The following is a 20,496-nucleotide window of genomic DNA, read 5'->3' as shown; positions in this document are numbered from 1 at the left end:
TCGAATGGGGGAAGCGCTTGCATCGATCACGCCGCGGCGGCAGCCGCGCGGCCGAACAGCAGCCGGTCGATCAACCAGACCGCGACGATCGTCAGCCCCATCAACGGGAAAACGATGCCGAGCAGCACGAGCCCGGCGATCCAGCCGCGCATCGGCGGCGTGCCGCGTTCGCGCGACGGTGCGCCCAGCGTCCCGGCCGGGCGGCGCTTCCACCACATCACCGTGCCCGTGACGGCCATCGCGGCCAGCCCGAGCGACAGCACCGCGCAGATGATCTGGTTCGCGAGCCCGAAATATCGGCCCATGTGCAGCGACGTGCCGTACGACACCGCTCGCGCTACCGCACCGTAGTCGTCATAGCGGATGTCCTTCAAGACGGCGCCGCTGTACTGGTCGACGTAGATCGTGCGTTCGGCCTTCGGGTCGGCCGGAAAGTACGACGCGGTGAACACGCCGTCCGGGCCGGACGGCAGCGCGAGCGTGTAGCCGCTCGTCACGCCGAGCCCGGCGACGATCGCGATCGCGCGGGCCAGCGGCAGCGGCGCGGGCGTCGGCGCGGACGGCGAATGCGGCACGGGCACGTTGCCGACGGCCCACGGCGTCTGCGGCAACGGCAGGTCGTCCATCACCATCCCCGGCATCGATTCGCCGGAATCGTGGTGATGGCCGGACGGCGCGACGCCCTGCGCTGGCGCGGTCGATGGCGTCGCTGCGGCGCTGGGGCGCGTCGAGCGTACCGACGCACCGCCCCACGCGCCTTCCGGCGCGCCGAGGTTCACGGTCGCGGCGAGGGCCTTGAAGTTCTTGCCCCACGAGCCCGACCACGGCAGCCCGGACAGGATGAACGCGATCGTGCCGGCCGCGAGCCAGATACCGGCCGTCGCGTGAAGGCTCTTCCACAGCGGCCGGCCGCGCAGCGACAGGTCGGGCCGCAGCGCGCGCCCGACGCGTGCCGCGCCGCGCGGCCACCACAGCGCGATGCCGGTGCCGATCATCACGAAGGTCCAGCACGCGGCGAGTTCCATCAGCAACTCGCCGGTCTTGCCGAGCAGCAGCTTGCGATGCAGCATCCGGTCGACCTGCATGAAGCGGTTCTCGACGCTTAGCGTGCCGAGCACGCTGCCGTCGTACGGGTTCACGTACACGCTCTCGCGGCTGCCGTCGCGCAGCCGGAAAACGTACTCGGCGCTGCGATCCGGCGCGGTGGCGATCTGCACGGAAATCGGCGTCGCGCCGGCCGGCATCGCGGTGCGGGCGCGGGCGAGCAGCGTGTCGGCATCGAGTCGCGGCGTCGCGCGCGGCTCGACGATCAGCCGGTGCGGATACAGCAGCGGCTCGATCTGCGGCTGGAAGCAATAGAGCGTGCCCGTGATCGCGAGGATCACGAGAAACGGCATCACGAACAGGCCGGCATAGAAATGCCAGCGCCAGAGCGTCCGGTAACCGGCGCTGGCGGAACGGGCGGGCGAGATGGCCCGATCGACGGTGGTCGACATGGTGTGAACTCCTCGGGTTCGTCGAGCGGCGGGAGCGGCGCGGGCCGGCCGCCGTCGACGTGCGTCACACCCGCGTGCGTGCATCGCCGCAGGCAGGCGGCGCGGCACGCCGCGCAAACGGTGCGCAGGGCGGCGTCGCCCGCGCGAGGCGGGCATGCGAGTGAACGCGTGAATCAGGTCGGGTGAAACGAACGGCGTGAACGCGCATGCACGTCGACGTGCACGCGCCACGGGGCGGAGCGTTCAGCAGAACAGAGGAGGCGCGCGGGAGGGCGGGCGATCGTCGAATATCGATCGCACGAACGGAAGGCTGTCGAATTGAACGCGGAAGCGCCGCGGCGGCGCCGCGGGGAACAGCAGCACCAGCAGCGCGAACGATGCGAGCGCGGTGAACAGCGCGGCGCCGAATGCGCACAGGCCGTCGCCGTGGCCGGAGGGCGCGGCCTTGTCGGCGTGCGCGTCATGGTTGAGCGCATCGACGAGGGCGCGCGCATCGTTGGCCGGCGTGATCGGCGCGCTCGCGTCGAAGCGGGCGGCCAGCGCGGCGCTCGTGACGATCAGCGGGCCTTGGCCGGAACACAGCACTACCGAGCCCGCATCCGGACCGTCCGGATCGAGCATCACGGCGCCCGACATCAGCGCGCGGGACAGCAGCGTCACGAGGAGGAACCCCCACAGCAACTGTCGCGCGACGCCTGGCCGGAGCAGGAAGCGGCGAAGTGCGTTCATGGCGCGCGATTGTACCTCCGTTTGCGCGGAGGGGCAGGCGGGCCGTGCGTGTGCGTGGGGCGAATCACGCATGGCCGGCGTGGCCGCGCCGGTCCTGCGCGGCCTCCGGTCGGTTGCGCCCGCTCACACCGGATACGCGTCGTCGACCTTCAGGTTCGCGAGCCGGAACAGCGTGCGCAGCGTCTGCGGATGGATGTCGCGGTGCGCGGCGAGCGACGTCAGCATGAAGTCGAGCACCTTCGCGTAGCGGAGCAGCACGAGGCAGCGTGCGAGATCGGGCGCGCGGCCGCGCATGTCTTCGGCGAGCGTGACCATTTGCGTCGACAGCGCGCGCGCCATCTCGAGTTCCATCTGCTGTTTTTCGGTCCAGTCGGGCAGCGGCTGTTCGAGCACCTTCGCGAGGAAGAGCTGGAACGACGAATCGGACGAGTTGGGCTGCGCATCCATGAAGAGCCTCGTTGCGTGTGCATATCGTACGGGCGGATCGGTGGAGCGCCCGAGGGTGAATCATGTCCGCGCGGTATGGGGCGCGGCTTCTGCCCGAACGGAATGCAGATTCCGTACCAGCGCCGCCGGACGATTGTTGAGTAATGTTGAGACGTCATCCGGCATCGGTCGGCGAGTCCCGCCGGGACTGGATCGCGCAGGCGATCGACGAGGGTGTCTACGGGCGGGAGGTGGGCAGCGTTGGGCGCCCGAAGCGACTCGACGACGCGAAATGCTTCACGGATGTAACGTAACGCGCGCGTCCGGCATGTCGCGCATTCGCGCCGGCGAACGGCCGACCCGGCGCGTGCCGGGCGGTTCGCCATGCCCGCCGTGCGTTCCCCGACGGGAAACGGCTGCATGGAGCGCGCGCCGCCGCATCGCGCGAACCGGCGGCGAATGCGCCGGTTGTTTCAAAACAGAGACGGTCCGGCGCGCGGCGATCGGTTGCATGGTCACGCAACTGGCCCAGCGAATCGCCGCGCAATTGTCCATGGGCACACGGTGCGGGTTTGCCGACAATCTCCCGATCATCTCCCGAGGTGCGACATGAACGTCCACGCCTTCTTCTCCGCCAACCTGCTGCTTGCCTACACCGCCTATTTCATCGGCACGGCCAGCCCCGGCCCCAGCAATCTCGCGATCATGTCGGTCGCCGCGAACCAGGGCCGCAAGGCGGCGCTCGCGTTCGCGCTCGGCGTGATTTCAGGGTCGATGTTCTGGGCAACGGTGGCGGCGCTCGGCGTCTCGGCCGCGCTGCTCGCGTGGTCGAAGCTGCTGGTCGCGATCAAGGTGTTCGGCGGGCTGTACCTGCTGTGGCTCGCGTTCAAGTCGGGGCGCATGGCGCTGTCGGGCCCGCCGGCGGCAACCGCGAACGCGGCGCGCGAGCAGCGGCTGTCGCGTTTCTACGTGCGCGGCGCGATGCTGCACCTGACCAATCCGAAGGCGATCCTCGTGTGGGTGTCGATCGTCGCGCTGTCGTCGAACGGCGCGGGCGGCGCGCACGGCGCCGTCGTGCCGGGCTGCCTCGCGATCGGCTGCGTGGTGTTCGGCGGCTACGCGCTGGTGTTCTCGATGGACGGTGCGCGCCGGCTGTACGTGCGCGGGCGGCGTGCGATGGAAGCGTGTCTTGCCGTCGTGTTCGGCGTGGCGGGCGTTCGGCTGCTGGCGACGAACGTCTAGCCGTGCAGCGTGTGCCGGAGCCTGCGCCGCACCGGCGTGCGACGGAGGTTCCGGCATCGATCAAGCCGGCTTCAGAAAATGAAGCCCGTATTGATGAACTTCGAGTGGTGATCCGACACGATCGAGTCGAGCAACTGCTTGCTGCTGTCGGTCTGCTTCGCCGCGACCATCGAGCGAATCGAGAACGCGCGCAGCGCGTCGCTCACCGACAGCGTGCCTTCCGCCGAATCCTTGCGCCCCGCGAACGGGAACACGTCGGGCCCGCGCTGGCACTGACAGTTGATGTTCACGCGGCACACCTGGTTCACGAGCGGATCGACGAGCGCGCCGATCTGCGCCGGATCGGAACCGAAGATGCTGACCTGCTGGCCGTGCTCCGACGTCGTCACGTAGTCGAGCGCGGTATCGACGTCGTCGAACGGCGCGACCGGAATGATCGGCCCGAATTGCTCTTCGCGGTACAGCTTCATTCCTTCGGACACCGGATACACGACGGCCGGGTAGAACAGCGTCTTGCTGAACTCGCCGCCCTGGTGGTTGACGACCTGCGCGCCCTTCGCCTTCGCGTCGTCGATCGCGTCGGTCATGTAGGCCGTGCGATGCATGCCCGGCAGCGGCGTGATACTGACGCCCTTTTCCCACGGCATGCCGATCTTCAGCTGTTCGAGCGCGGCGGTGAAGCGCTTCAGGAATTCGTCGACGATCGAGCGATGCACGAGCAGCATCTTCAGCGCGGTGCAGCGCTGGCCGTTGAACGACAGCGCGCCGAGCAGGCACTCCTTCACGGTGAGGTCGAGATCGGCGTCGGGCAGCACGATCGCCGCGTTCTTCGCGTCGAGGCCGAGGATCGCGCGCAGCCGGTGCGACTTCGGGTGCTGCTTCTTCAGGTGATCGGCGACCTTGCTCGAGCCGATCAGCGCGAGCACGTTGATCTTGCCCGACGCGAGCATGTGCGGCACGACCACCGCGCCCGGTGCGTAGATCGTGTTGATCACGCCTTTCGGGAACGCGTCGCGGAACGCCTCGAGCAGCGGTTCGAACAGCAGCGTGCCGTACTGCGGCGGCTTGAACACGACGGTGTTGCCCATCAGCAGCGCGGGGATCAGCGTCGCGAAGGTTTCGTTCAGCGGATAGTTGTACGGGCCCATGCACAGCACGACGCCTAGCGGCGTGCGGCGGATCTGGCCGATCGTGCCTTCCGCGATCACGAAGCGCGAGTTCGCGTTGTCGAGCTCCTTCAGCGCGTCGATCGTCTGCGTCATGTAGGTGACGGTGCGATCGAACTCCTTCTGCGAATCGGCGAGACTCTTGCCGATCTCCCACATGATCAGGTTCACGACGAGTTCGCGCTGCGCGACCATCCGCTTGATGAAGTCCTGCATGCACGCGATGCGCTGCTCGACCTTCATCGTCGGCCACTCGCCGCGGCCGGCGTCGTACGCGCGCACCGCGGCGTCGAGCGCCGCGTCGCTTTCCATTTCGCCCATCACCGGGTAGCTGCCGATCTCGACCTGCTCGACGCTGCCGTCCGCCTGCCGCACGCATACCGGCGACAGCACGGTCTTGGTGGCGCCGTCCCATGCTCGCAATTCGCCGTCGACGAGCGACACGCGCTGGTGGATCGGCGAAGCCAGCCGGAATTCGGCGGGAATCTCTTGTAACGCGGGAAACAGGTGCTGCAGGGAGGCGGAATCGGGCATGACGGTCTCGTTTGACGGGGTGTCCGGGAAGGACGGGCGATGCGAATCCTGAGCGGAATGATCCTCGATCCTGAATCGGCATCATGACGCGCACGCGGCTGCACGTCACGCGCGAATGTGGCCGATCCGGCGCATGGAACCAGTTCCATTTAAAAGGAACGCCGCAACGAATGCAACAACGGGGAATCACGTCGCAATTACCGCAAGTATTTCGAAAGATTGTTTCCGAATCGCCGGTATAGCCAGGCGGGTGCAATCGCAAACGTTTTACTTCGGCCGAATTGAGCGGATAATGGCGCGACGCGGTGAGGAAAAAATGCAGTGAACCTGAGAGCAGACGCAGTGAAGAACAGAAGAAGATCCGCCGCGCCGCCGATACGAGGTCGGCTGCCCGGAGCGCCGGGTCGGGGTTGCCCGGTCCGGCGCGCACCGGACGATTGAATCCGTCGCGCCTGCTTGTCTCGATCCTTCGTGATCCTCTCCAGCTTCTCCATCGCCGTATCCCGAATCCCGCCTTTTACCGATCGTCGCCAGACGAGACGATCGATTCAATTCTTTCGTTTACATTACGAATCAAGCCGCTCGGCGGCCTGAAACAGAAAGGTATTCGTCAGGAATGCAGAGCGCGCTCCGCGTCCGCGTTGCGGGCAGGCGACATGCCGTAAATTAATTAAAAACACGAATCATTCTCGTTTATTATTTCGCCGCATTACGAGCCGTGACGGGACGTCACGGCTTTTTTCGTGCCGGGCGCGCCGGGTGGCGTGCCCCGTTCGTCGCTTTCTTCACTACCTCTACGTTCACGATGAAACTCAACAAGAGCGCGTGCCATGCGCTTCTGATCGCCACGTCGCTGGCCGGCGCCCGCACTTCGTTCGCGCAGGCGAGCGACGCCGGGGCGACCCTGCCCGCGATTTCCGTCAACGCGGCCGCCGAGCATGCGTCGTACGACGGCGGCCATTCGCGTGCGGCGACCAAGACCGACATGTCGCTGATGGACGTGCCTCAGACCGTGAACGTCGTGCCGCACGCGGTGATCGAGGATCAGAACGCGACGTCGCTGCAGGACGCGTTGCGCAACGTGCCGGGCGTCGGCTTCTCGGTCGGCGACGGCCAGCGCGACCAGATCACGATCCGCGGCTTCAACAGCATCACGGACCAGTACGTCGACGGCATTCGCGACGACGCGCTCTACTACCGCGACCTGTCGAACGTCGATCGCGTGGAGGTGCTGAAGGGGCCGGCGGCCGTGCTGTACGGGCGCGGCTCGGCGGGCGGCATCGTGAACCGCGTGCTGAAGCGGCCGCAGGCGAACCCGGTGAACGACGTGGGCGTGACGCTCGGCACGCGCGGCGAGCGGCGCGGCGAGTTCGACCTCGGCTGGAACGCGAACGACGCGGCGCGCTTTCGCATGACCGGCGCGGCCGAGAATTCGAACAGCTTCCGCGACAAATTCCAGCTCAACCGGCAGGCGATCGCGCCGTCCGCGCAGTTCAAGCTCGACAGCGACACGGTGCTGAACGTCGAATTCGACTACCTGCACGACCGCCGCACGTCCGACCAGGGGATTCCCGCGTATCGCGGCCGGCCGGTCGACGTGCCGATCAACACGTACTACGGGTCGGCCGACGGCGGGAACAGTTCGTACAACGACGTCTCCGCGAAAAGCGCGACGGTATCGCTCGATCACCGCTTCAACGATTCGCTGTCGTTCCACGGCGCGATCCGCGCGTACGACTTCTCGCTCGAGCGGAAGAACTACGTAACGTACGAGCCGATCAAGACCGCCGCGCACCCGGTCGTCACGCTCGACCAGTCGACGCGCCAGCGCACCGACCACGGCATCGACGGGCTGTTCGAGCTCACGCAGAAGACGTCGCTGTTCGGCATGCGCCACGAGTTGCTGTACGGGCTGGAGCTGTCGCAGCAGCAGAAGTTCGACACGATCTACAGCGTGACGAAGGTCGCGAACTACGATCTCTTCAATCCGCAGCCGGTCGTCCTGCCCGGCGTGCCGATCGGCGCGCGTGCGAAGACGAACGCGTCGACCGTCGTCGGGCTCGCGGGCGTGTACGCGCAGGACCTGATCTCGCTGACCGAACACTGGAAGGTGCTCGCCGGCCTGCGCTTCGACTACCTGAACCAGATCCGCCACGACTACACGTCGTCGAACGTCAATCTCGACCGCACCGATCACGCGTGGAGCCCGCGTGTCGGCCTGATCTACGAACCGCTCGACTGGCTCACGCTGTACGGGTCGTTCAGCCAGTCGTTCTCGCCGCTGGCCGACACGCTGATCAGTTCCGGCGCGTTCTCGAACGGCGCCGCGCTCGCGCCGCAGAAGACCACCGCGTATGAAGTCGGCTCGCGCTTCGACCTCGGCGGCAAGGCGACGGCCAGTGTCGCGCTGTTCGACATGCGCCAGACCAACCAGCAGATCGGCGACCCGGCGAATCCCGGCTATGCGCTGCCGATCGGCACGCAGCACGTGCGCGGGATGGAGCTCGGCTTCACCGGCGAGATCGCGCCGAAGTGGTCGGTGTATGCGGGTTACGCGTACCTGAACGGCACGGTGGACGGTTCCGCCCAATCGACGGCGGCCGGCCTCTCGCTGTCGAGCAACACGCCGGGGCTGATGCCGCGCCACAGCGCGAGCCTGTGGCTCAAGCGCGAGCTGCCGTACGGCTTCTATGCGGCGGCCGGCATGCAGTTCCAGTCGGCGCGCTATACGTCGGCGAGCGATCTCGTCACGCTGCCGTCGTTCACGGTGTTCAACCTGGGCGCTGGCTATCGCAGCAAGAAGGTCGACGTGACGCTCACGCTCGACAACCTGTTCAATCGCCGCTACTTCATCGCCGCGCACGGCAACGCGGACCTGTACAACATGCCGGGCGATCCGCGCACGCTGACCGCCACGGTGAAGTGGCACATGTAACGCACGCGGTGCGCCACGCCTGCGGCGCCACCGAGCCATGACGCCGGCGCGGCGGCGCCCTTACTCGACGTCCTCGTCGTCCGCCTCGCCGGCGTCGTGCGCGTCGCGCTCGGGCGCCGCATACGCGCTCGCCTGTTCGAGCAGCCACCCGCGAAACGATTCCAGCGGCTTGCTGTGGCTGAACTCCGTCGGATACACGAGGTAGTACGCCGAATCGCCGACGGTGGCCGCATCGCACGGCACGACGAGGCCGAGCTGCTGCAACTGTTCCTCGACGAAGAATTTCGGCACGAGCGCGACGCCGAGCCCGGCCGCCGCCGCGCTGATCAGCATCGTATGCAATTCGTAGCGCACGCCCTGCATCGTGCGGATGTCCTCGACGCCGTGCGTCTCGAACCATTGCGCCCACGCGCCGGGGCGCGTCGTCGAGTGCAGCAGCGGATACGCGAGCAGATCCTCGACGCGCTCGACGGGGCCCTTCAGCAGCGCGGGCGAGCAGATCGGCACGACTTCCTCGCCGAACAGGTAGTCGGACGACGTGCCGGGCCAGGTCGGCTTGCCGTAGTGGATCGCGGCTTCGAAGTGCGTGTCCTCGAACGAGAACAGGTCGGTGCGGCTGCCCATGTTCACGCGCACGTCCGGCGTGCGGTCGTAGAAGCTCTTGATGCGCGGGATCAGCCAGTGCGACGCGAAGGTCGGCAGCACCGCGAGTTCCAGGTAGCCGCCGCCGCTGCCGTGCGCGATGATCGACAGCGTGTCGCGGTCGAGCGCCTCCAGCGCGCGCCGCACCTGGGTGCCGTACAGCTTGCCGGCGCGCGTCAGTACGACGCGCTGCTTCACGCGCGCGAACAGCCGCACGCCGAGGCTCGCTTCCAGTGTCGCGATCTGCCGCGACACGGCGCTTTCGGTCAGGAACAGCTCCTTGGCCGCGTGCGTGAAGCTCTCATGGCGGGCGGCGGCTTCGAAGGCCACGAGCGCACCCATGTTGGGGATCTTGAATTTGCGCATGATGCTCGTTTTGTCTGATGGACGGAGCCGCCCGGCGTCGGGGCGAAATGCCGGCGAAGGACGATCGATAATTCCAAAAACTCATCACGTATCAATTTAATCTCGCTTTACGCGCCGCTGCAACCCTTTGAATAATGCTTGCCATGCAAGGTCAGGCGCCCGTGGGCGGCCGGCCGACGAGTGGCCGGCGCGCTTGCCGGCGGGTCCCCCCGAGACGAGAATCCCGATGCGCAATCCGAATATCGACAGCTTGCTGACGAAGCTGCTGGGACAGGCGAAGACCGACGCCCTGTTCTCGACCCTGAACATGCCGGCCATCCTCGAGGAATGGGAGGACGGCGTCGTGACCCGCGCGGAAATCGCGCAGGCGATGAACATGGCGCTGTTCGAGGGGCTGCTCGAGCGTTCGGCGAACGGCCGCGCGTACACGGCCGACGCGATCGAAAGCGGCGGCTCCGTCTATTTCGACCACGGCGCGCTGCGCACGGTGCGCTGGCCGCATACGGGCGCGCTGCCGCCGGGCGAAGCCGCATTCACGCGTATCCTGCGTCCGCTCGGCTTCCGGCTGAACGGCCGTTACCCGCTCGACAAGCTCGGTATGACGGGCCGCGCGTACGCGCACGAAGACGCGCCGGACGAAATCGCGCAGTTCTTCGTCAGCGAACTGCATCCGGAGCGCTTTTCGAAGGAATTCCAGCAGGCCGTGACGAACGTGGTCAGCTCGTCGCGCGACCCGCTGTCGCCGGCGGCCGTCGCGCTGCTGTGGGAGGTCGAGCGCGAAGGCTGGCTGCCGCTGGAAGCCGCGCACGCGCTGCTGCCGGAGATCGTCGGCGCGTTCGCGCGTCAGCACGACGTGCCGAACGAACTCGACTACGAGACGCTGCTGATGGAATCGGCGGAAATGGCGTGGATCGCGACCGAGGGCAATGCGTTCAATCACGCAACCGATCGCGTCCCGGACGTGTTCAAGCTGTCCGACGACGAGAAGGCGAAGGGCCGGCCGATGAAGCCGGAAGTCGAGCGCTCGCGCTCGGGCCGCGTGTTCCAGACGGCCTATCGCGCGGATACCGTCGAGCGCGAGTTCCGCACGCGCGACGGCGGCACCGTGAAGCGCAACGTGCCCGGTTCGTTCTACGAGTTCATCACGCGCAAGCGCACGTTCGACCAGGCGTCGCGTCGCTGGGTGACCGACCTGCGCTTCGACGCGGGCAACGCGCAGGGCATCTTCAAGATGACGGCGAACGCGGCGAAGTAAGCGCTTCGCGTCGCGCGGCACGGAGGAAAGCAGAAGGGCCGGCGGCTGGTTTCAGCCGCCGGCCCGTTTGCGTCGACGGGGCGTCGCGTGCGTCAGAACAGGTGCGTGACCAGATAAAACAGCACCAGCAGCCCGATCGGTACGCCGAGCAGCCATGCGATCAGATATTTGCCCATGTCGTTGTCCTCCTCGTGGCCGCGACGCGGCGTGCGTCGCGGCAGGGTGAGACGACTGGCGCGTTACAGCTCGCGGTCGAATTCCTTCAATTGCTTCTCGGCTTCGTCGCGGGCGATCCCGTAACGCTCCTGGATCTTGCCGGCCAGATAGTCGCGATTGCCTTCCGCGACCGCGAGATCGTCGTCGGTCAGCTTGCCCCACTTGGCCTTCAGCTTGCCGGTGAGCTGCTTCCACTGGCCCTGGATCTTGTCCTCGTTCATCGTGTACTCCTTTCGTAAGGGGAGAAAAGTGCGGCGCTCGGCCGCGGGGTAGCTCAGGCCTTGGCCTTCAGGCCGGACGCGTCGACATGCTTCACGCCCTTGATCGCGCGGGTGACGGCGATGGCCTTCTTCACGGCGGTCTTCGTCTGCAGCACACCCGTCAGCGTGACGACGCCGTCCACCGTCTTCACGCTGATGTCAGTGCTTTCCACGCCCTTGGTGGTCGCGAGTTCGCTCTTTACCTTGGTCGTGATCCACGTGTCGGTGACAGGCTGGTTCGATTCGGTCGCCATGCCGCTGTCGGTCGACGATGCCTGGGCATGCGCGTTCGTGAGCGGGGCCGCGGAAAGCAGGAACGCCGCGCTGACGGCGAGCAGGGTCGAAAGGTGCGAGGTCTTGTTCATTGATGTCCTCCTTCGATTGGCGGGTTGAATCAATCGGTGGGCGAGCACGGAGCGTTCCCGTGCGTTCCTACGCATGCATGGCGAGGCTTAGCGCGCGATCGGCGTGTCGTAGCCGGGCTCGCGCGGCGGCATGTCCGGGCGCGGCACGTCGGGCGGCAGCGGCACCGGCGGATCGGTGCCGGGCGCCGGTTCGGGCGGATTGTCCGGGGCCGGCTCGGGCCGCGTCGGATCGGGTGTCTGATGCAATTTCATCCTGATGTCCTCCCTCTGCGGTATGAAAGGGCAGCGCATGAGCGCCGATGCAGTACCAGCGTACCGACGCGAACGCGAGCGGACATCGCGCAAATTCACCGGGTCGGCTAGTGCGTTTGCACCGGGGGACGGAACACAGGGGCGGGAACGGCAGATGCACCACCACCCGGGCAACCCGGTGTGGCGGGCGCGCGGGCCGTGCCGCCCCGTTCGGCGGGGCACCGCACGATCGGCGGCGGCGTGCGAATGTACTATTCGGGGTAGTGCATCCGCGCCTGTCGCGCCGTTGCCCGGCACACGATCATCGCCGCACGCGGCGGCTGGCATGTGCCGCTGCCACGGGCGCGCGGCCGGCGCGCATGTTGACCGCTCATGTTGACGACAGGGACGACGATTCGATGAACGAACCAGTAGACGAACAGGTGCTCAAGTCGCATACCGACCGGCGCCAGCTGCACCAGATCATCGCGGGGCTCACCGAGGGCGTGATCCTGATCGAGCCGGACCAGCGGATCGTCTGGGCGAACGAGGCCGCGCTCGCGATGCACGGCGTGACCGAGCTTAAGGCGCTCGGCGCGGACGTCACCGAATACCGCGAGCGATTCCGGCTGCGCTACCGGAACAACCATCCGGTGCGCGACGGGCACTATCCGATGGATCGCGTGATCGCCGGCGAGGAGTTCAGCGACGTGACGGTCGAGGTCGAATCGGCCGCCGACGAGTCGGTGAGCTGGGTGCACCGCATCCGCAGCCTCGTGCTGACGAACGCGGCCGGCGAACCCGACTGCCTCGCGCTGGTGCTGCACGACGCGACCGAATGGGCGAGCGCCGAGGAGCGCTTCGAGCGCACCTTCAACGCGAATCCGGCGCCGGCCGTGATCTGCCGGCTCGACGACTTGCGTTACGTGAAGGTCAACCAGGGCTTTCTCGACATGACGGGCCACGCGCGCGACGACGTGCTCGGCCGCTCGGTGTACGAGGTCGACGTGCTGGACCAGGCCGAGCGGCGCGAGCTGGCGATCGAGCGGCTCGGCGAAGGCGCGACCATCCCGCAGATGGAAGCCGTGCTCAAACTTGCCGACGGCAGCACCAAGGCGGTGGTCGTCGCCGGGCAGCCGATCGACATGAACGGCGAGGCGTGCATGTTGTTCACGTTCATGGATCTCGAGCCGCGCAAGCAGGCCGAGCGCGCGCTGATGCAAAGCGAGGAACGCTTCGCGACGGCCTTCCGGATGGCGCCGGTCGCGACCGCGATCGTCACGGCCGACCGTTTCGAGCTACTCGACGTGAACGATGCGTTTGCCGCGATGACGGGCCACGCGCAGACCGACCTGCTCGGCAAATCCGCGGACGAGATCGGGCTGTGGGCCGAACGCGGCGCGTGGTCGCGCATCGAAGGCCGGCTCGCGCGCGACGGCCACGTGCGCAACGTGGACGTGCAGATCCGCACGCGCGACGGCGACGTGCGCGATTGCGTCGTGTCGGCCGATCCCGTCGCGATTCACGGGCGCGACTGCCTGCTCGTCGCGCTGCTGGACATCAGCGACCGCAAGCGCACGGAGATGGAGCTCGTCTATGCGATCGAGACCGCGATGCAGGACGCGTCGTGGTTCAGCCGCACGCTGATCGAGAAGCTCGCGAACGTGCGGCGCGCGAACGCGCCCGATGCGGGGGCGCAACTGTCCGATCTGACCGCACGCGAGCGCGACGTGTTCGACCTGCTGTGCCACGGCCTCGCCGACAAGGAGATCGCCGGCCGCCTCGGGCTGGCGCCGAACACCGTGCGCAATCACGTCGCGACGATTTACGCGAAGCTCGACGTGCACAGCCGCGCCGAGGCGATCGTCTGGGCGCGCGAGCGCGGCATCGTCGGCGCGGCCGAAACGAACGGCGCGCGCGCCGACAAGGGCGGCGCGAAAGGCACGGACTGACGGATCGGTGCGAATGCACCATGCGCACTGGTGCATCCGCATCTGCCGCCCGCGGCCGCCGCTTGCGATCCTGTCCGCTCGGCGGTGCCGCGCAGGCCGCTGCATTGCCGGCTTTCCTCAACCATCGCAGGAGACGACCATGGACAGGAATCGCATCGAAGGCAAGCTCAAGCAGGTCAAGGGTTCGGTCAAGGAAGCACTCGGCAAGGTGACGGGCGACCGCGAGACCGAAGCGCAAGGCGTGGCCGAGCAGCAGGCCGGCAAGCTCCAGGAGAAGGCCGGCGAGGCCGCCGATGCGGTGCGCAAGCATACGGGCACCGATCGGCACTGACCGATGACGCGGCGCCCGTCGTGGGCGTCGCGAAGGCCGGCCGGGCCGGCGCCGCGACGATGATGCGCGGCCGGCATGACGACGACCGGCCTTTACCCTGCGGCGCGGCCGCCATTCCCCACGGAATACCGCCATCCACGGCCGCCGCCGGACGGCCGTCGATCGGCCATCAGCACGGAACTTGATGACAAATCCTCACGACATAGTTCCGATATTTCGTTTGCTGGACGGGTATTGGCTACCCACAATCCCTTCACCTCTTTCGCGATGAAAGGTTCTTCGGAGACGGAGCCACGGTGATCGTCCGGCCGGATCGGCGTGTCGCACGCACTCCGGCACGGAAAGGCATCACCGGCGCGCAGGAGGTTGCCGACGCGTGCCAGTCTCGCGTTGCATCCCGACCCATAGAAGAAGGATTGCCATGACGTTCCGCATTCGTTCGCTTTCCGGCGTCGCGCTGACCGCCGCGCTTTTCGCATTCCAGACGGGCGCGGCCCATGCGCAGGAGACGATCGTCAAGGTCGGCGTGGCCGGCCCGCTGACGGGCGGCGGTGCGGCATACGGCAAGGACATCGAGAACGGCGTGCGCATGGCCGTCGACGAAGCGAATGCGGCGCGGACGACCGTCGGCGGCAAGCCGGTGAAGTTCGTCGTCGCGTCGCAGGACGACCAGAGCGATCCGCGCACCGGCGTGCAGGCCGCGCAGCAGCTCGCCGATGCGCAGGTGGCCGTCGTGATCGGCCACTTCAATTCCGGCACGACGCTGCCGGCGTCGAAGATCTACGCGAAGGCCGGCATTCCGATGATCACGCCGTCGGCGACCAATCCCGACATCACGCGCGCGGGGCTCGACACCGTGTACCGCGTGATCGCGACCGACACGCAGAACGCCGGCAACGCCGGTGCGTACGCCGCGAGCGTGACGAAGGCGAAGCGCATCGCGATCATCGACGATCGCACCGCGTTCGGCCAGGGCGAAGCCGACGAATTCGAGAAGGCCGTGAAGGCGAACGGCGGCACGATCGTCGCGCGCGAATTCACGAACGACAAGGCCGTCGACTTCAGCGCGCAACTCACGAAGATCAAGAGCGCCAATGCCGATCTCGTGTTCTTCGGCGGCCTCGACGCGCAGGCCGCGATGCTCGTGAAGCGCATGCGCCAGCTCGGCATCCGCGCGCAGTTCCTCGCGGGCGGCGGCGTGATGAACGCGAACTTCATCAAGCTCGCCGGCAATGCGGCGGAAGGCGCATCGGTATGGGAGTACGGGCAGCCGCTGTCGCGTCTCGCGAAGGGCAAGCTGTTCGAAACGAAATTCAGGCAGAAGTACGGCGTCGACATGCTCGCGTATGCGCCGTTCGCGTACGACGCGACGTGGATCGCGATCAACGCGATGCAGAAGGCGAACTCGACGAAGCCGGGCGATTTCAACGGCGCACTGAAGGGCACGCGCTACGACGGCATCACGGGCACGATCGCGTTCACGAACACGGGTGACCTGAAGAACCCGAGCTCGACGCTGTACGAAGTGAAGAACGCCGCGTGGCAGCCCGTCACGACGAAATCGGCGGACTGAACGCAACGCGCGAGCGGGCTTTCGCGGCGATGCCGGACGTGCTGAAATAGCCGGGGCGATCGCCCGCGAAGTTTGCTCGCGGGATGCCCGCGAGTCGCGGCACGCATCATTTTCAGGCCCTCGGCCTTTTACGTGCAACCGGAGTCAGTCGTGAGTTCTCAAGTCGTCATCGTCGGCGGTGGTGTGATCGGCAGCTCGATCGCTTATTTCCTGCGCGCCACCGATCCCACGGTCGCCGTGACCGTGATCGAACGCGACCCCACCTATGCCAAATCGTCGTCGGCGCTGTCGGCCGCGTCGATTCGCCAGCAGTTTTCCACGCCGTTGTCGATCGAGATGTCGCTGTTCGGCATCGACTTCCTGCGCACGATCGGCGAGCGGCTCGAAGTGGACGGCCACCGCCCGTCGATCGACCTGCACGAAGGCGGCTACCTGTTCCTCGCGACGCCGGCTGGCGATGCGACGCTGCGCGAGAACCATGCGCTGCAGACGCGCCTCGGCGCCGATATCCGGCTGATGGACGGCGACGCGCTGCGCGCGAAGTTCCCGTGGCTGAACGTCGACGATCTCGCGTCGGGCGCGTACGGCGTGAGCGGCGAAGGCTGGTTCGACGGCTACGGGCTCGTGCAGGCGCTGCGCAAGAAGGCGCAGGCGCTCGGCGCGCGCTACGTGCCGGCTGACGTGAAGGACGTGGTGCGCGACGGCCGCAGGATCACGCATGTCGTGACGGGCGACGGCGAGCGCTACGCGTGCGACACGCTCGTCAACGCGGCCGGTGCTTGGACGCGCACGCTGTCGTCGATGATGGGCATCGACATCCCCGTGTATGCGCGGCGGCGCAGCATCTTCAACGTATCGTCGCCGGCGAAGCTCGCCGATTGCCCGCTGCTGATCGATCCGACCGGCGTGTATTTCCGGCCGGAAGGGCGCACGTATATCTGCGGCACGTCGCCGAGCCCGGATCGCGACCCGGACGACCTGCCGCTCGACGAAGTCGACCACGACCTGTTCGACAACGTGATCTGGCCGACGCTCGCGCACCGCGTGCCGGAATTCGAGGCGCTGCGCGTCGAGCATTGCTGGTCCGGGTACTACGAGTACAACGTGTTCGATCACAACGCGATCATCGGCTACCACCCCGAACTCGACAACGTCGTGTTCGCGAACGGCTACAGCGGCCACGGGCTGCAGCAAGGGCCGGCGACGGGGCGGGGCGTCAGCGAACTCATTCTGGTCGGGCGTTACGACACGCTCGACCTGTCGTCGCTCGGCTGGGCGCGCGTGCTCGAAAACCGGCCGATCGTCGAGAAGAACGTCGTGTAGTGTAGTGCGGCGTAACCGCCCGGTATGGGGTGGGCGGGATTCTCCTTGTGTCTCAAACCCGTTGGCCCGACTTTGTCGGGCCTTTTTTCGCTGCGTGCGTCAGCCAACGCCGTAGACGGCGTCGCGCAGATCGAGCGTGTACTGCCCGTTCATCCCTTCGTAGAGCGTGTTCGACAGCGACACGACGGTGAGCCCGCGTGCGCGATCGACGAACCACGAATGACCGTAGACGCCGCCCCAGCGCCACGTGCCGACGGATTCCGGCGACGCGGCCGCCCGCGGGTCGCGCAGCACCGAGAAGCCGATCCCGAACCCCGCGCCCGGCAGATCCGGCAATTCGAGATCGCCGGTTTGCACGCGGCCCATCTCGTCGACCAGCTCGGCCGGCAGGATCGCGCCGCCGCCCGCGCGCAGCGTGTCGAGCACCGTCAGCACGTCGCCGGCCGTGCCGACCATTCCGGCGCCGCCCGACGGGAACGCATGCGCATCGAGCGCGCGCGACGGCGAGTACGTGACGCCGACGAACCCTTCGTCGATGGGCACCGTCTCGTTCTCGGCGAGCCGGTGCGGCTGCGGCGTGTCGTTGACGTACGGCGTGGCGAGCCGTGCGGGATCGCGTGCGACGAAGCCCGTGTCGCGCGCCCCGAGCGGGCGTAGCACGAGCGCATCGATCGCATCGGCGAGCGGCATGTCGCAGACGACCTCGATCAGCGCGCCGACGACGTCGATCGACAGCGAGTAGTTCCAGTTGGTGCCGGGCGCGAACAGCAGCGGCACGCTCGCGATCCGGCGCAGGTTTTCCGCGAGCGTGATCGATGCGCGATCGAGCCCGTCGGAGACGCCCGCACGCGCATAGGGGCCGTTCGCGTCGGTTTCGTTGAAACGATAATCGAGGCCGGCGGTATGCACGAGCAACTGGCGCACCGTGATCGTCGGCACGCGGCCGTCGGGCAGCGCCGGGCGGAACTCGGGCAGCCAGCGCGTGATGTTTTCGTCGAGCGACAGCTTGCGTTGCGCGACGAGCGCCATCGCCGCTGCCGAGACGATCGGCTTGGTGACCGACGCGAGCCGGAACAGCGTGTCCTCGCGCATCGGCGTGCGCGATTCGCGATCCGCGAAGCCGGCCGCGCGGCGATAGACGAGTTCGCCGTCGCGGGCGACGAGCACCACCGCGCCGACGAGGCGCTGCGTGTCGAGCTGGCGGGACAGGACCGCGTCGATGCGCTCGGCGAGCGCGGGATCGGTTGACGACTGCAGTGACGATGCGGGAGAAGAGGTCATCGAAAGTTCCGTCGTGAAGGGGCCGATCGACATGTTAGGCGGCTGCGGCCGCACGCGTCGTTAACCCTTACACGGAACAGGGCGATGTGCGCGGTACCGGCCGGCGTCGACGAGCACCGGGCGCGGCGGCAGGCAAAATAGGCGCCAAGCGGCCGGCAGCGTTCGTTAGAATCTGCTTTCGTCGAGGAAATGACGCATTTGCATGGTGCAGAGCAGTATCGAATCGAAGACGCTGCTTGTCCTGATTCCATCGTTCATCTTTCGCCGGAGGCGAGCATGCCAGGTTTACTTCCCGATGTTGACCGCGAGGGGCTCCTCGAATATTCGGTGGTGTACACCGATCGCTCGGTCAACCATATGTCGCAGCGCTTCCAGGGTGTCATGCGCGACATCTCCGCCACGCTGAAAAAAGTCTACAACGCGAAGTCGGTCGCGATCGTGCCGGGCAGCGGGACGTTCGGCATGGAAGCCGTGGCGCGACAGTTCGCGACGAACAGGAAGTGTCTCGTGATCCGCAACGGCTGGTTCAGCTTCCGCTGGTCGCAGATCTTCGACATGGGCAGCATTCCGTCGGAAACGACGGTGCTGAAGGCGCGCCCGGTCGAAGCCGGGAGGCAGGCCGCATACGCGCCGGCGCCGATCGACGAAGTGGTCGCCGCCATCAAGGAAAACAAGCCCGATCTCGTGTTCGCGCCGCACGTCGAAACCGCGTCCGGAATCATGCTGCCCGATGCGTACCTGCGCGCGGTGGCCGATGCCGTGCATGCGGTCGGCGGCATGTTCGTGCTCGATTGCATCGCGTCGGGCACCGTGTGGGTCGACATGCAGGCGAGCGGCGTCGATATCCTGATCAGTGCGCCGCAAAAGGGCTGGAGCGCGTCGCCGTGCTGCGCGATGGTGATGTTCAGCCCGCTTGCGCGCGAGCGCATCGATTCGACCACCAGCACCAGCTTCGCGTGCGATCTGCGCAAGTGGCTGCAGATCATGGAAGCGTACGAGGGCGGCGGGTTCGCGTATCACGCGACGATGCCCACGGACAGCCTCGCGACGCTGCGCGACGTGATGAAGGAAACCGACGCATACGGCTTCGACAAGGTGAAGGCGGAACAGCTCGAACTCGGCGAGCGCATTCGCGCGCTGCTGGCGGAGAAGGGGTTCAGGAGCGTGGCCGCGAAGGGGTTCGAGGCGCCGGGTGTCGTGGTCGGTTACACCGACGATGACGGGATTCGCACCGGGAAGAAGTTTGCCGATGTCGGTTTGCAGATCGCGGCGGGCGTGCCGTTGCAATGCGACGAACCGGAGGACTTCAAGACTTTCCGGCTCGGGTTGTTCGGTCTCGACAAGCTGCATGACGTCGATGGTTCGGTGAAGCGGTTTGCCGATGCGTTGAACCGGATCGTTTGAGGCGGTTTTGCGGCGAGGGTTGCTTCGGTGGTCGCCGCTCGTGTGTTGAGTGGCGGCTTTCGAGTCGTTGAAAACGCAACCATTCTGGATCGTGACATGACAGAAGGCGCACTAACGTTTGCCAGTCAAGCCGAATGGGAAAGCTGGTTGGGGCGGAACGGCGGCACGTCGACCGGAGCATGGCTGCGGCTCGCGAAAAAAGGCGCGGGGCAGCGGACCGTCACCTATGAAGAGGCGGTGGAAAGCGCCCTCTGCCACGGCTGGATCGATGGCCAAAAGAAGGCCGAGAGCGAGCAATACTGGTTACAACGCTTCACCCCGCGCACCGCAAAAAGCATCTGGTCCAAACTCAACAAGGACAAGGCCGAAGCGCTGATCGCCGCAGGCAGGATGCGCGCGGCCGGCATGGGCGAAATCGAGAAGGCGAGGAAGGACGGCCGCTGGGAGGCGGCTTATACGTCGGCCAGCAACTCGATCGTGCCGGACGACTTGCAGGCGGCTTTGGACGCCGATCCGAAAGCCGGGAAGTTTTTCGCAACGCTGAACAGCCGTAATCGCTATGCGATCCTGTTTCGGATACAGAACGCCAAGAAACCGGAAACAAGAGCGCGCAAAATCGCCGAATTCATCGACATGCTGAAGCGGGGCGAGACTTTTCATCCGTAGGGCTGGAGTTTCTGACCGAGATTTTGCCGAACGAGGGTATAGCTCGTAGCGAACTGCTCCTGCTTGGCAGCCGTCAGGCGCTGGGCATGCCTGAGGGGCAGGT

18 protein-coding genes are annotated in these 20,496 nt (G+C 66.7%); 9 read left to right on the top strand and 9 right to left on the bottom strand.

Annotated elements, in window-relative coordinates; translation table 11 throughout:
* Positions 1–26: 26 nt before the first annotated feature.
* The 3 genes from WS64_RS24555 to WS64_RS24545 form a co-directional block, all read right to left on the bottom strand.
* The gene (locus WS64_RS24555) at positions 27–1,496 is read right to left on the bottom strand and encodes a PepSY-associated TM helix domain-containing protein (protein WP_060967978.1); all 1,470 of its coding nucleotides are present in this window, start codon (positions 1,494–1,496) and stop codon (positions 27–29) included.
* A gap of 243 nt (positions 1,497–1,739) precedes the next feature.
* On the bottom strand, positions 1,740–2,225 hold the full coding sequence (locus WS64_RS24550; protein WP_059640465.1) for a hypothetical protein: 486 nt from the start codon (positions 2,223–2,225) through the stop codon (positions 1,740–1,742).
* Positions 2,226–2,348: 123 nt separating this feature from the next.
* Positions 2,349–2,672: a hypothetical protein gene (locus WS64_RS24545; protein WP_060967977.1), complete on the bottom strand. Its 324-nt coding sequence runs from the start codon at positions 2,670–2,672 to the stop codon at positions 2,349–2,351.
* A 588-nt stretch (positions 2,673–3,260) separates the two neighbouring features.
* Here WS64_RS24545 and WS64_RS24540 point away from each other — a divergent pair.
* The gene (locus WS64_RS24540; RefSeq protein ID WP_059640463.1) at positions 3,261–3,893 is read left to right on the top strand and encodes a LysE family translocator; all 633 of its coding nucleotides are present in this window, start codon (positions 3,261–3,263) and stop codon (positions 3,891–3,893) included.
* 71 nt (positions 3,894–3,964) lie between these two features.
* Here WS64_RS24540 and WS64_RS24535 read toward each other — a convergent pair whose 3' ends face one another.
* Positions 3,965–5,593, bottom strand: a complete 1,629-nt coding sequence (locus WS64_RS24535; protein WP_060967976.1) for an NADP-dependent glyceraldehyde-3-phosphate dehydrogenase — start codon at positions 5,591–5,593, stop codon at positions 3,965–3,967.
* 805 nt (positions 5,594–6,398) lie between these two features.
* On the opposite strand from WS64_RS24535, the gene WS64_RS24530 reads away from it, so the two are divergent.
* Complete coding sequence (locus tag WS64_RS24530) at positions 6,399–8,528, top strand: TonB-dependent receptor (protein WP_060967975.1); 2,130 nt, start codon at positions 6,399–6,401, stop codon at positions 8,526–8,528.
* Between the two features lie 60 nt (positions 8,529–8,588).
* On the opposite strand, the gene WS64_RS24525 is transcribed toward WS64_RS24530, so the two are convergent.
* Entirely contained in the window at positions 8,589–9,536 is a 948-nt protein-coding gene (locus WS64_RS24525) for a LysR family transcriptional regulator (RefSeq protein WP_060967974.1), read from the bottom strand.
* 226 nt (positions 9,537–9,762) lie between these two features.
* Between WS64_RS24525 and WS64_RS24520 the strand changes: the two genes are divergently transcribed.
* Positions 9,763–10,791: a DUF1338 domain-containing protein gene (locus WS64_RS24520; RefSeq protein WP_059579813.1), complete on the top strand. Its 1,029-nt coding sequence runs from the start codon at positions 9,763–9,765 to the stop codon at positions 10,789–10,791.
* 239 nt (positions 10,792–11,030) lie between these two features.
* Here the strand turns inward: WS64_RS24520 and WS64_RS24515 are convergent, their stop codons facing one another.
* The 3 genes from WS64_RS24515 to WS64_RS35005 all read right to left on the bottom strand — a co-directional run bounded on the left by WS64_RS24515 (position 11,031) and on the right by WS64_RS35005 (position 11,884).
* Positions 11,031–11,228 (bottom strand): CsbD family protein, encoded by a 198-nt coding sequence (locus tag WS64_RS24515; RefSeq protein ID WP_059579817.1) that lies wholly within the window; start codon positions 11,226–11,228, stop codon positions 11,031–11,033.
* A gap of 53 nt (positions 11,229–11,281) precedes the next feature.
* Positions 11,282–11,632 carry a BON domain-containing protein gene (locus tag WS64_RS24510; protein WP_059579819.1) on the bottom strand — a complete coding sequence of 117 codons (351 nt, stop codon included), beginning with the start codon at positions 11,630–11,632 and terminating at the stop codon, positions 11,282–11,284.
* Between the two features lie 87 nt (positions 11,633–11,719).
* Positions 11,720–11,884: a hypothetical protein gene (locus WS64_RS35005; RefSeq protein WP_006484627.1), complete on the bottom strand. Its 165-nt coding sequence runs from the start codon at positions 11,882–11,884 to the stop codon at positions 11,720–11,722.
* Between the two features lie 398 nt (positions 11,885–12,282).
* Here WS64_RS35005 and WS64_RS24505 point away from each other — a divergent pair, with 398 nt between their 5' ends.
* From WS64_RS24505 to WS64_RS24490, 4 genes are all read left to right on the top strand, one after another.
* Positions 12,283–13,815 (top strand): helix-turn-helix transcriptional regulator, encoded by a 1,533-nt coding sequence (locus WS64_RS24505; RefSeq protein WP_060967973.1) that lies wholly within the window; start codon positions 12,283–12,285, stop codon positions 13,813–13,815.
* Between the two features lie 139 nt (positions 13,816–13,954).
* Positions 13,955–14,146: a CsbD family protein gene (locus WS64_RS24500; RefSeq protein WP_059579825.1), complete on the top strand. Its 192-nt coding sequence runs from the start codon at positions 13,955–13,957 to the stop codon at positions 14,144–14,146.
* 421 nt (positions 14,147–14,567) lie between these two features.
* Positions 14,568–15,719: a branched-chain amino acid ABC transporter substrate-binding protein gene (locus WS64_RS24495; protein WP_059640455.1), complete on the top strand. Its 1,152-nt coding sequence runs from the start codon at positions 14,568–14,570 to the stop codon at positions 15,717–15,719.
* A gap of 150 nt (positions 15,720–15,869) precedes the next feature.
* On the top strand, positions 15,870–17,042 hold the full coding sequence (locus WS64_RS24490) for an NAD(P)/FAD-dependent oxidoreductase (RefSeq protein ID WP_060967972.1): 1,173 nt from the start codon (positions 15,870–15,872) through the stop codon (positions 17,040–17,042).
* 99 nt (positions 17,043–17,141) lie between these two features.
* Here the strand turns inward: WS64_RS24490 and WS64_RS24485 are convergent, their stop codons facing one another.
* Complete coding sequence (locus WS64_RS24485) at positions 17,142–18,323, bottom strand: serine hydrolase domain-containing protein (RefSeq protein ID WP_060968575.1); 1,182 nt, start codon at positions 18,321–18,323, stop codon at positions 17,142–17,144.
* 276 nt (positions 18,324–18,599) lie between these two features.
* Between WS64_RS24485 and WS64_RS24480 the strand changes: the two genes are divergently transcribed.
* Both WS64_RS24480 and WS64_RS24475 read left to right on the top strand, forming a co-directional pair.
* Complete coding sequence (locus WS64_RS24480) at positions 18,600–19,727, top strand: aminotransferase class V-fold PLP-dependent enzyme (RefSeq protein WP_060967971.1); 1,128 nt, start codon at positions 18,600–18,602, stop codon at positions 19,725–19,727.
* Between the two features lie 96 nt (positions 19,728–19,823).
* Positions 19,824–20,393, top strand: a complete 570-nt coding sequence (locus tag WS64_RS24475) for a YdeI/OmpD-associated family protein (RefSeq protein ID WP_060967970.1) — start codon at positions 19,824–19,826, stop codon at positions 20,391–20,393.
* The last annotated feature ends 103 nt before the right edge of the window (positions 20,394–20,496 follow it).

Origin of the sequence: Burkholderia anthina (assembly GCF_001547525.1) — a bacterium.
GTDB classification, from domain to species: Bacteria; Pseudomonadota; Gammaproteobacteria; order Burkholderiales; family Burkholderiaceae; genus Burkholderia; species Burkholderia semiarida.
This window is presented reverse-complemented; position numbering and strand designations above follow the sequence as displayed.

Bases quoted from the DNA above. Each gene is read 5' to 3' on its own strand.
- WS64_RS24525 (WP_060967974.1), bottom strand. From the start codon at position 9,536: ATGCGCAAATTCAAGATCCCCAACATGGGTGCGCTCGTGGCCTTCGAA.
- WS64_RS24515 (WP_059579817.1), bottom strand. From the start codon at position 11,228: ATGAACGAGGACAAGATCCAGGGCCAGTGGAAGCAGCTCACCGGCAAG.
- WS64_RS24555 (WP_060967978.1), bottom strand. From the start codon at position 1,496: ATGTCGACCACCGTCGATCGGGCCATCTCGCCCGCCCGTTCCGCCAGC.
- WS64_RS24540 (WP_059640463.1), top strand. From the start codon at position 3,261: ATGAACGTCCACGCCTTCTTCTCCGCCAACCTGCTGCTTGCCTACACC.
- WS64_RS24485 (WP_060968575.1), bottom strand. From the start codon at position 18,323: ATGACCTCTTCTCCCGCATCGTCACTGCAGTCGTCAACCGATCCCGCG.
- WS64_RS24535 (WP_060967976.1), bottom strand. From the start codon at position 5,593: ATGCCCGATTCCGCCTCCCTGCAGCACCTGTTTCCCGCGTTACAAGAG.
- WS64_RS24520 (WP_059579813.1), top strand. From the start codon at position 9,763: ATGCGCAATCCGAATATCGACAGCTTGCTGACGAAGCTGCTGGGACAG.
- WS64_RS24550 (WP_059640465.1), bottom strand. From the start codon at position 2,225: ATGAACGCACTTCGCCGCTTCCTGCTCCGGCCAGGCGTCGCGCGACAG.
- WS64_RS24475 (WP_060967970.1), top strand. From the start codon at position 19,824: ATGACAGAAGGCGCACTAACGTTTGCCAGTCAAGCCGAATGGGAAAGC.
- WS64_RS24510 (WP_059579819.1), bottom strand. From the start codon at position 11,632: ATGAACAAGACCTCGCACCTTTCGACCCTGCTCGCCGTCAGCGCGGCG.
- WS64_RS24480 (WP_060967971.1), top strand. From the start codon at position 18,600: ATGCCAGGTTTACTTCCCGATGTTGACCGCGAGGGGCTCCTCGAATAT.
- WS64_RS24500 (WP_059579825.1), top strand. From the start codon at position 13,955: ATGGACAGGAATCGCATCGAAGGCAAGCTCAAGCAGGTCAAGGGTTCG.
- WS64_RS24505 (WP_060967973.1), top strand. From the start codon at position 12,283: ATGAACGAACCAGTAGACGAACAGGTGCTCAAGTCGCATACCGACCGG.
- WS64_RS24530 (WP_060967975.1), top strand. From the start codon at position 6,399: ATGAAACTCAACAAGAGCGCGTGCCATGCGCTTCTGATCGCCACGTCG.
- WS64_RS24495 (WP_059640455.1), top strand. From the start codon at position 14,568: ATGACGTTCCGCATTCGTTCGCTTTCCGGCGTCGCGCTGACCGCCGCG.
- WS64_RS24545 (WP_060967977.1), bottom strand. From the start codon at position 2,672: ATGGATGCGCAGCCCAACTCGTCCGATTCGTCGTTCCAGCTCTTCCTC.
- WS64_RS35005 (WP_006484627.1), bottom strand. From the start codon at position 11,884: ATGAAATTGCATCAGACACCCGATCCGACGCGGCCCGAGCCGGCCCCG.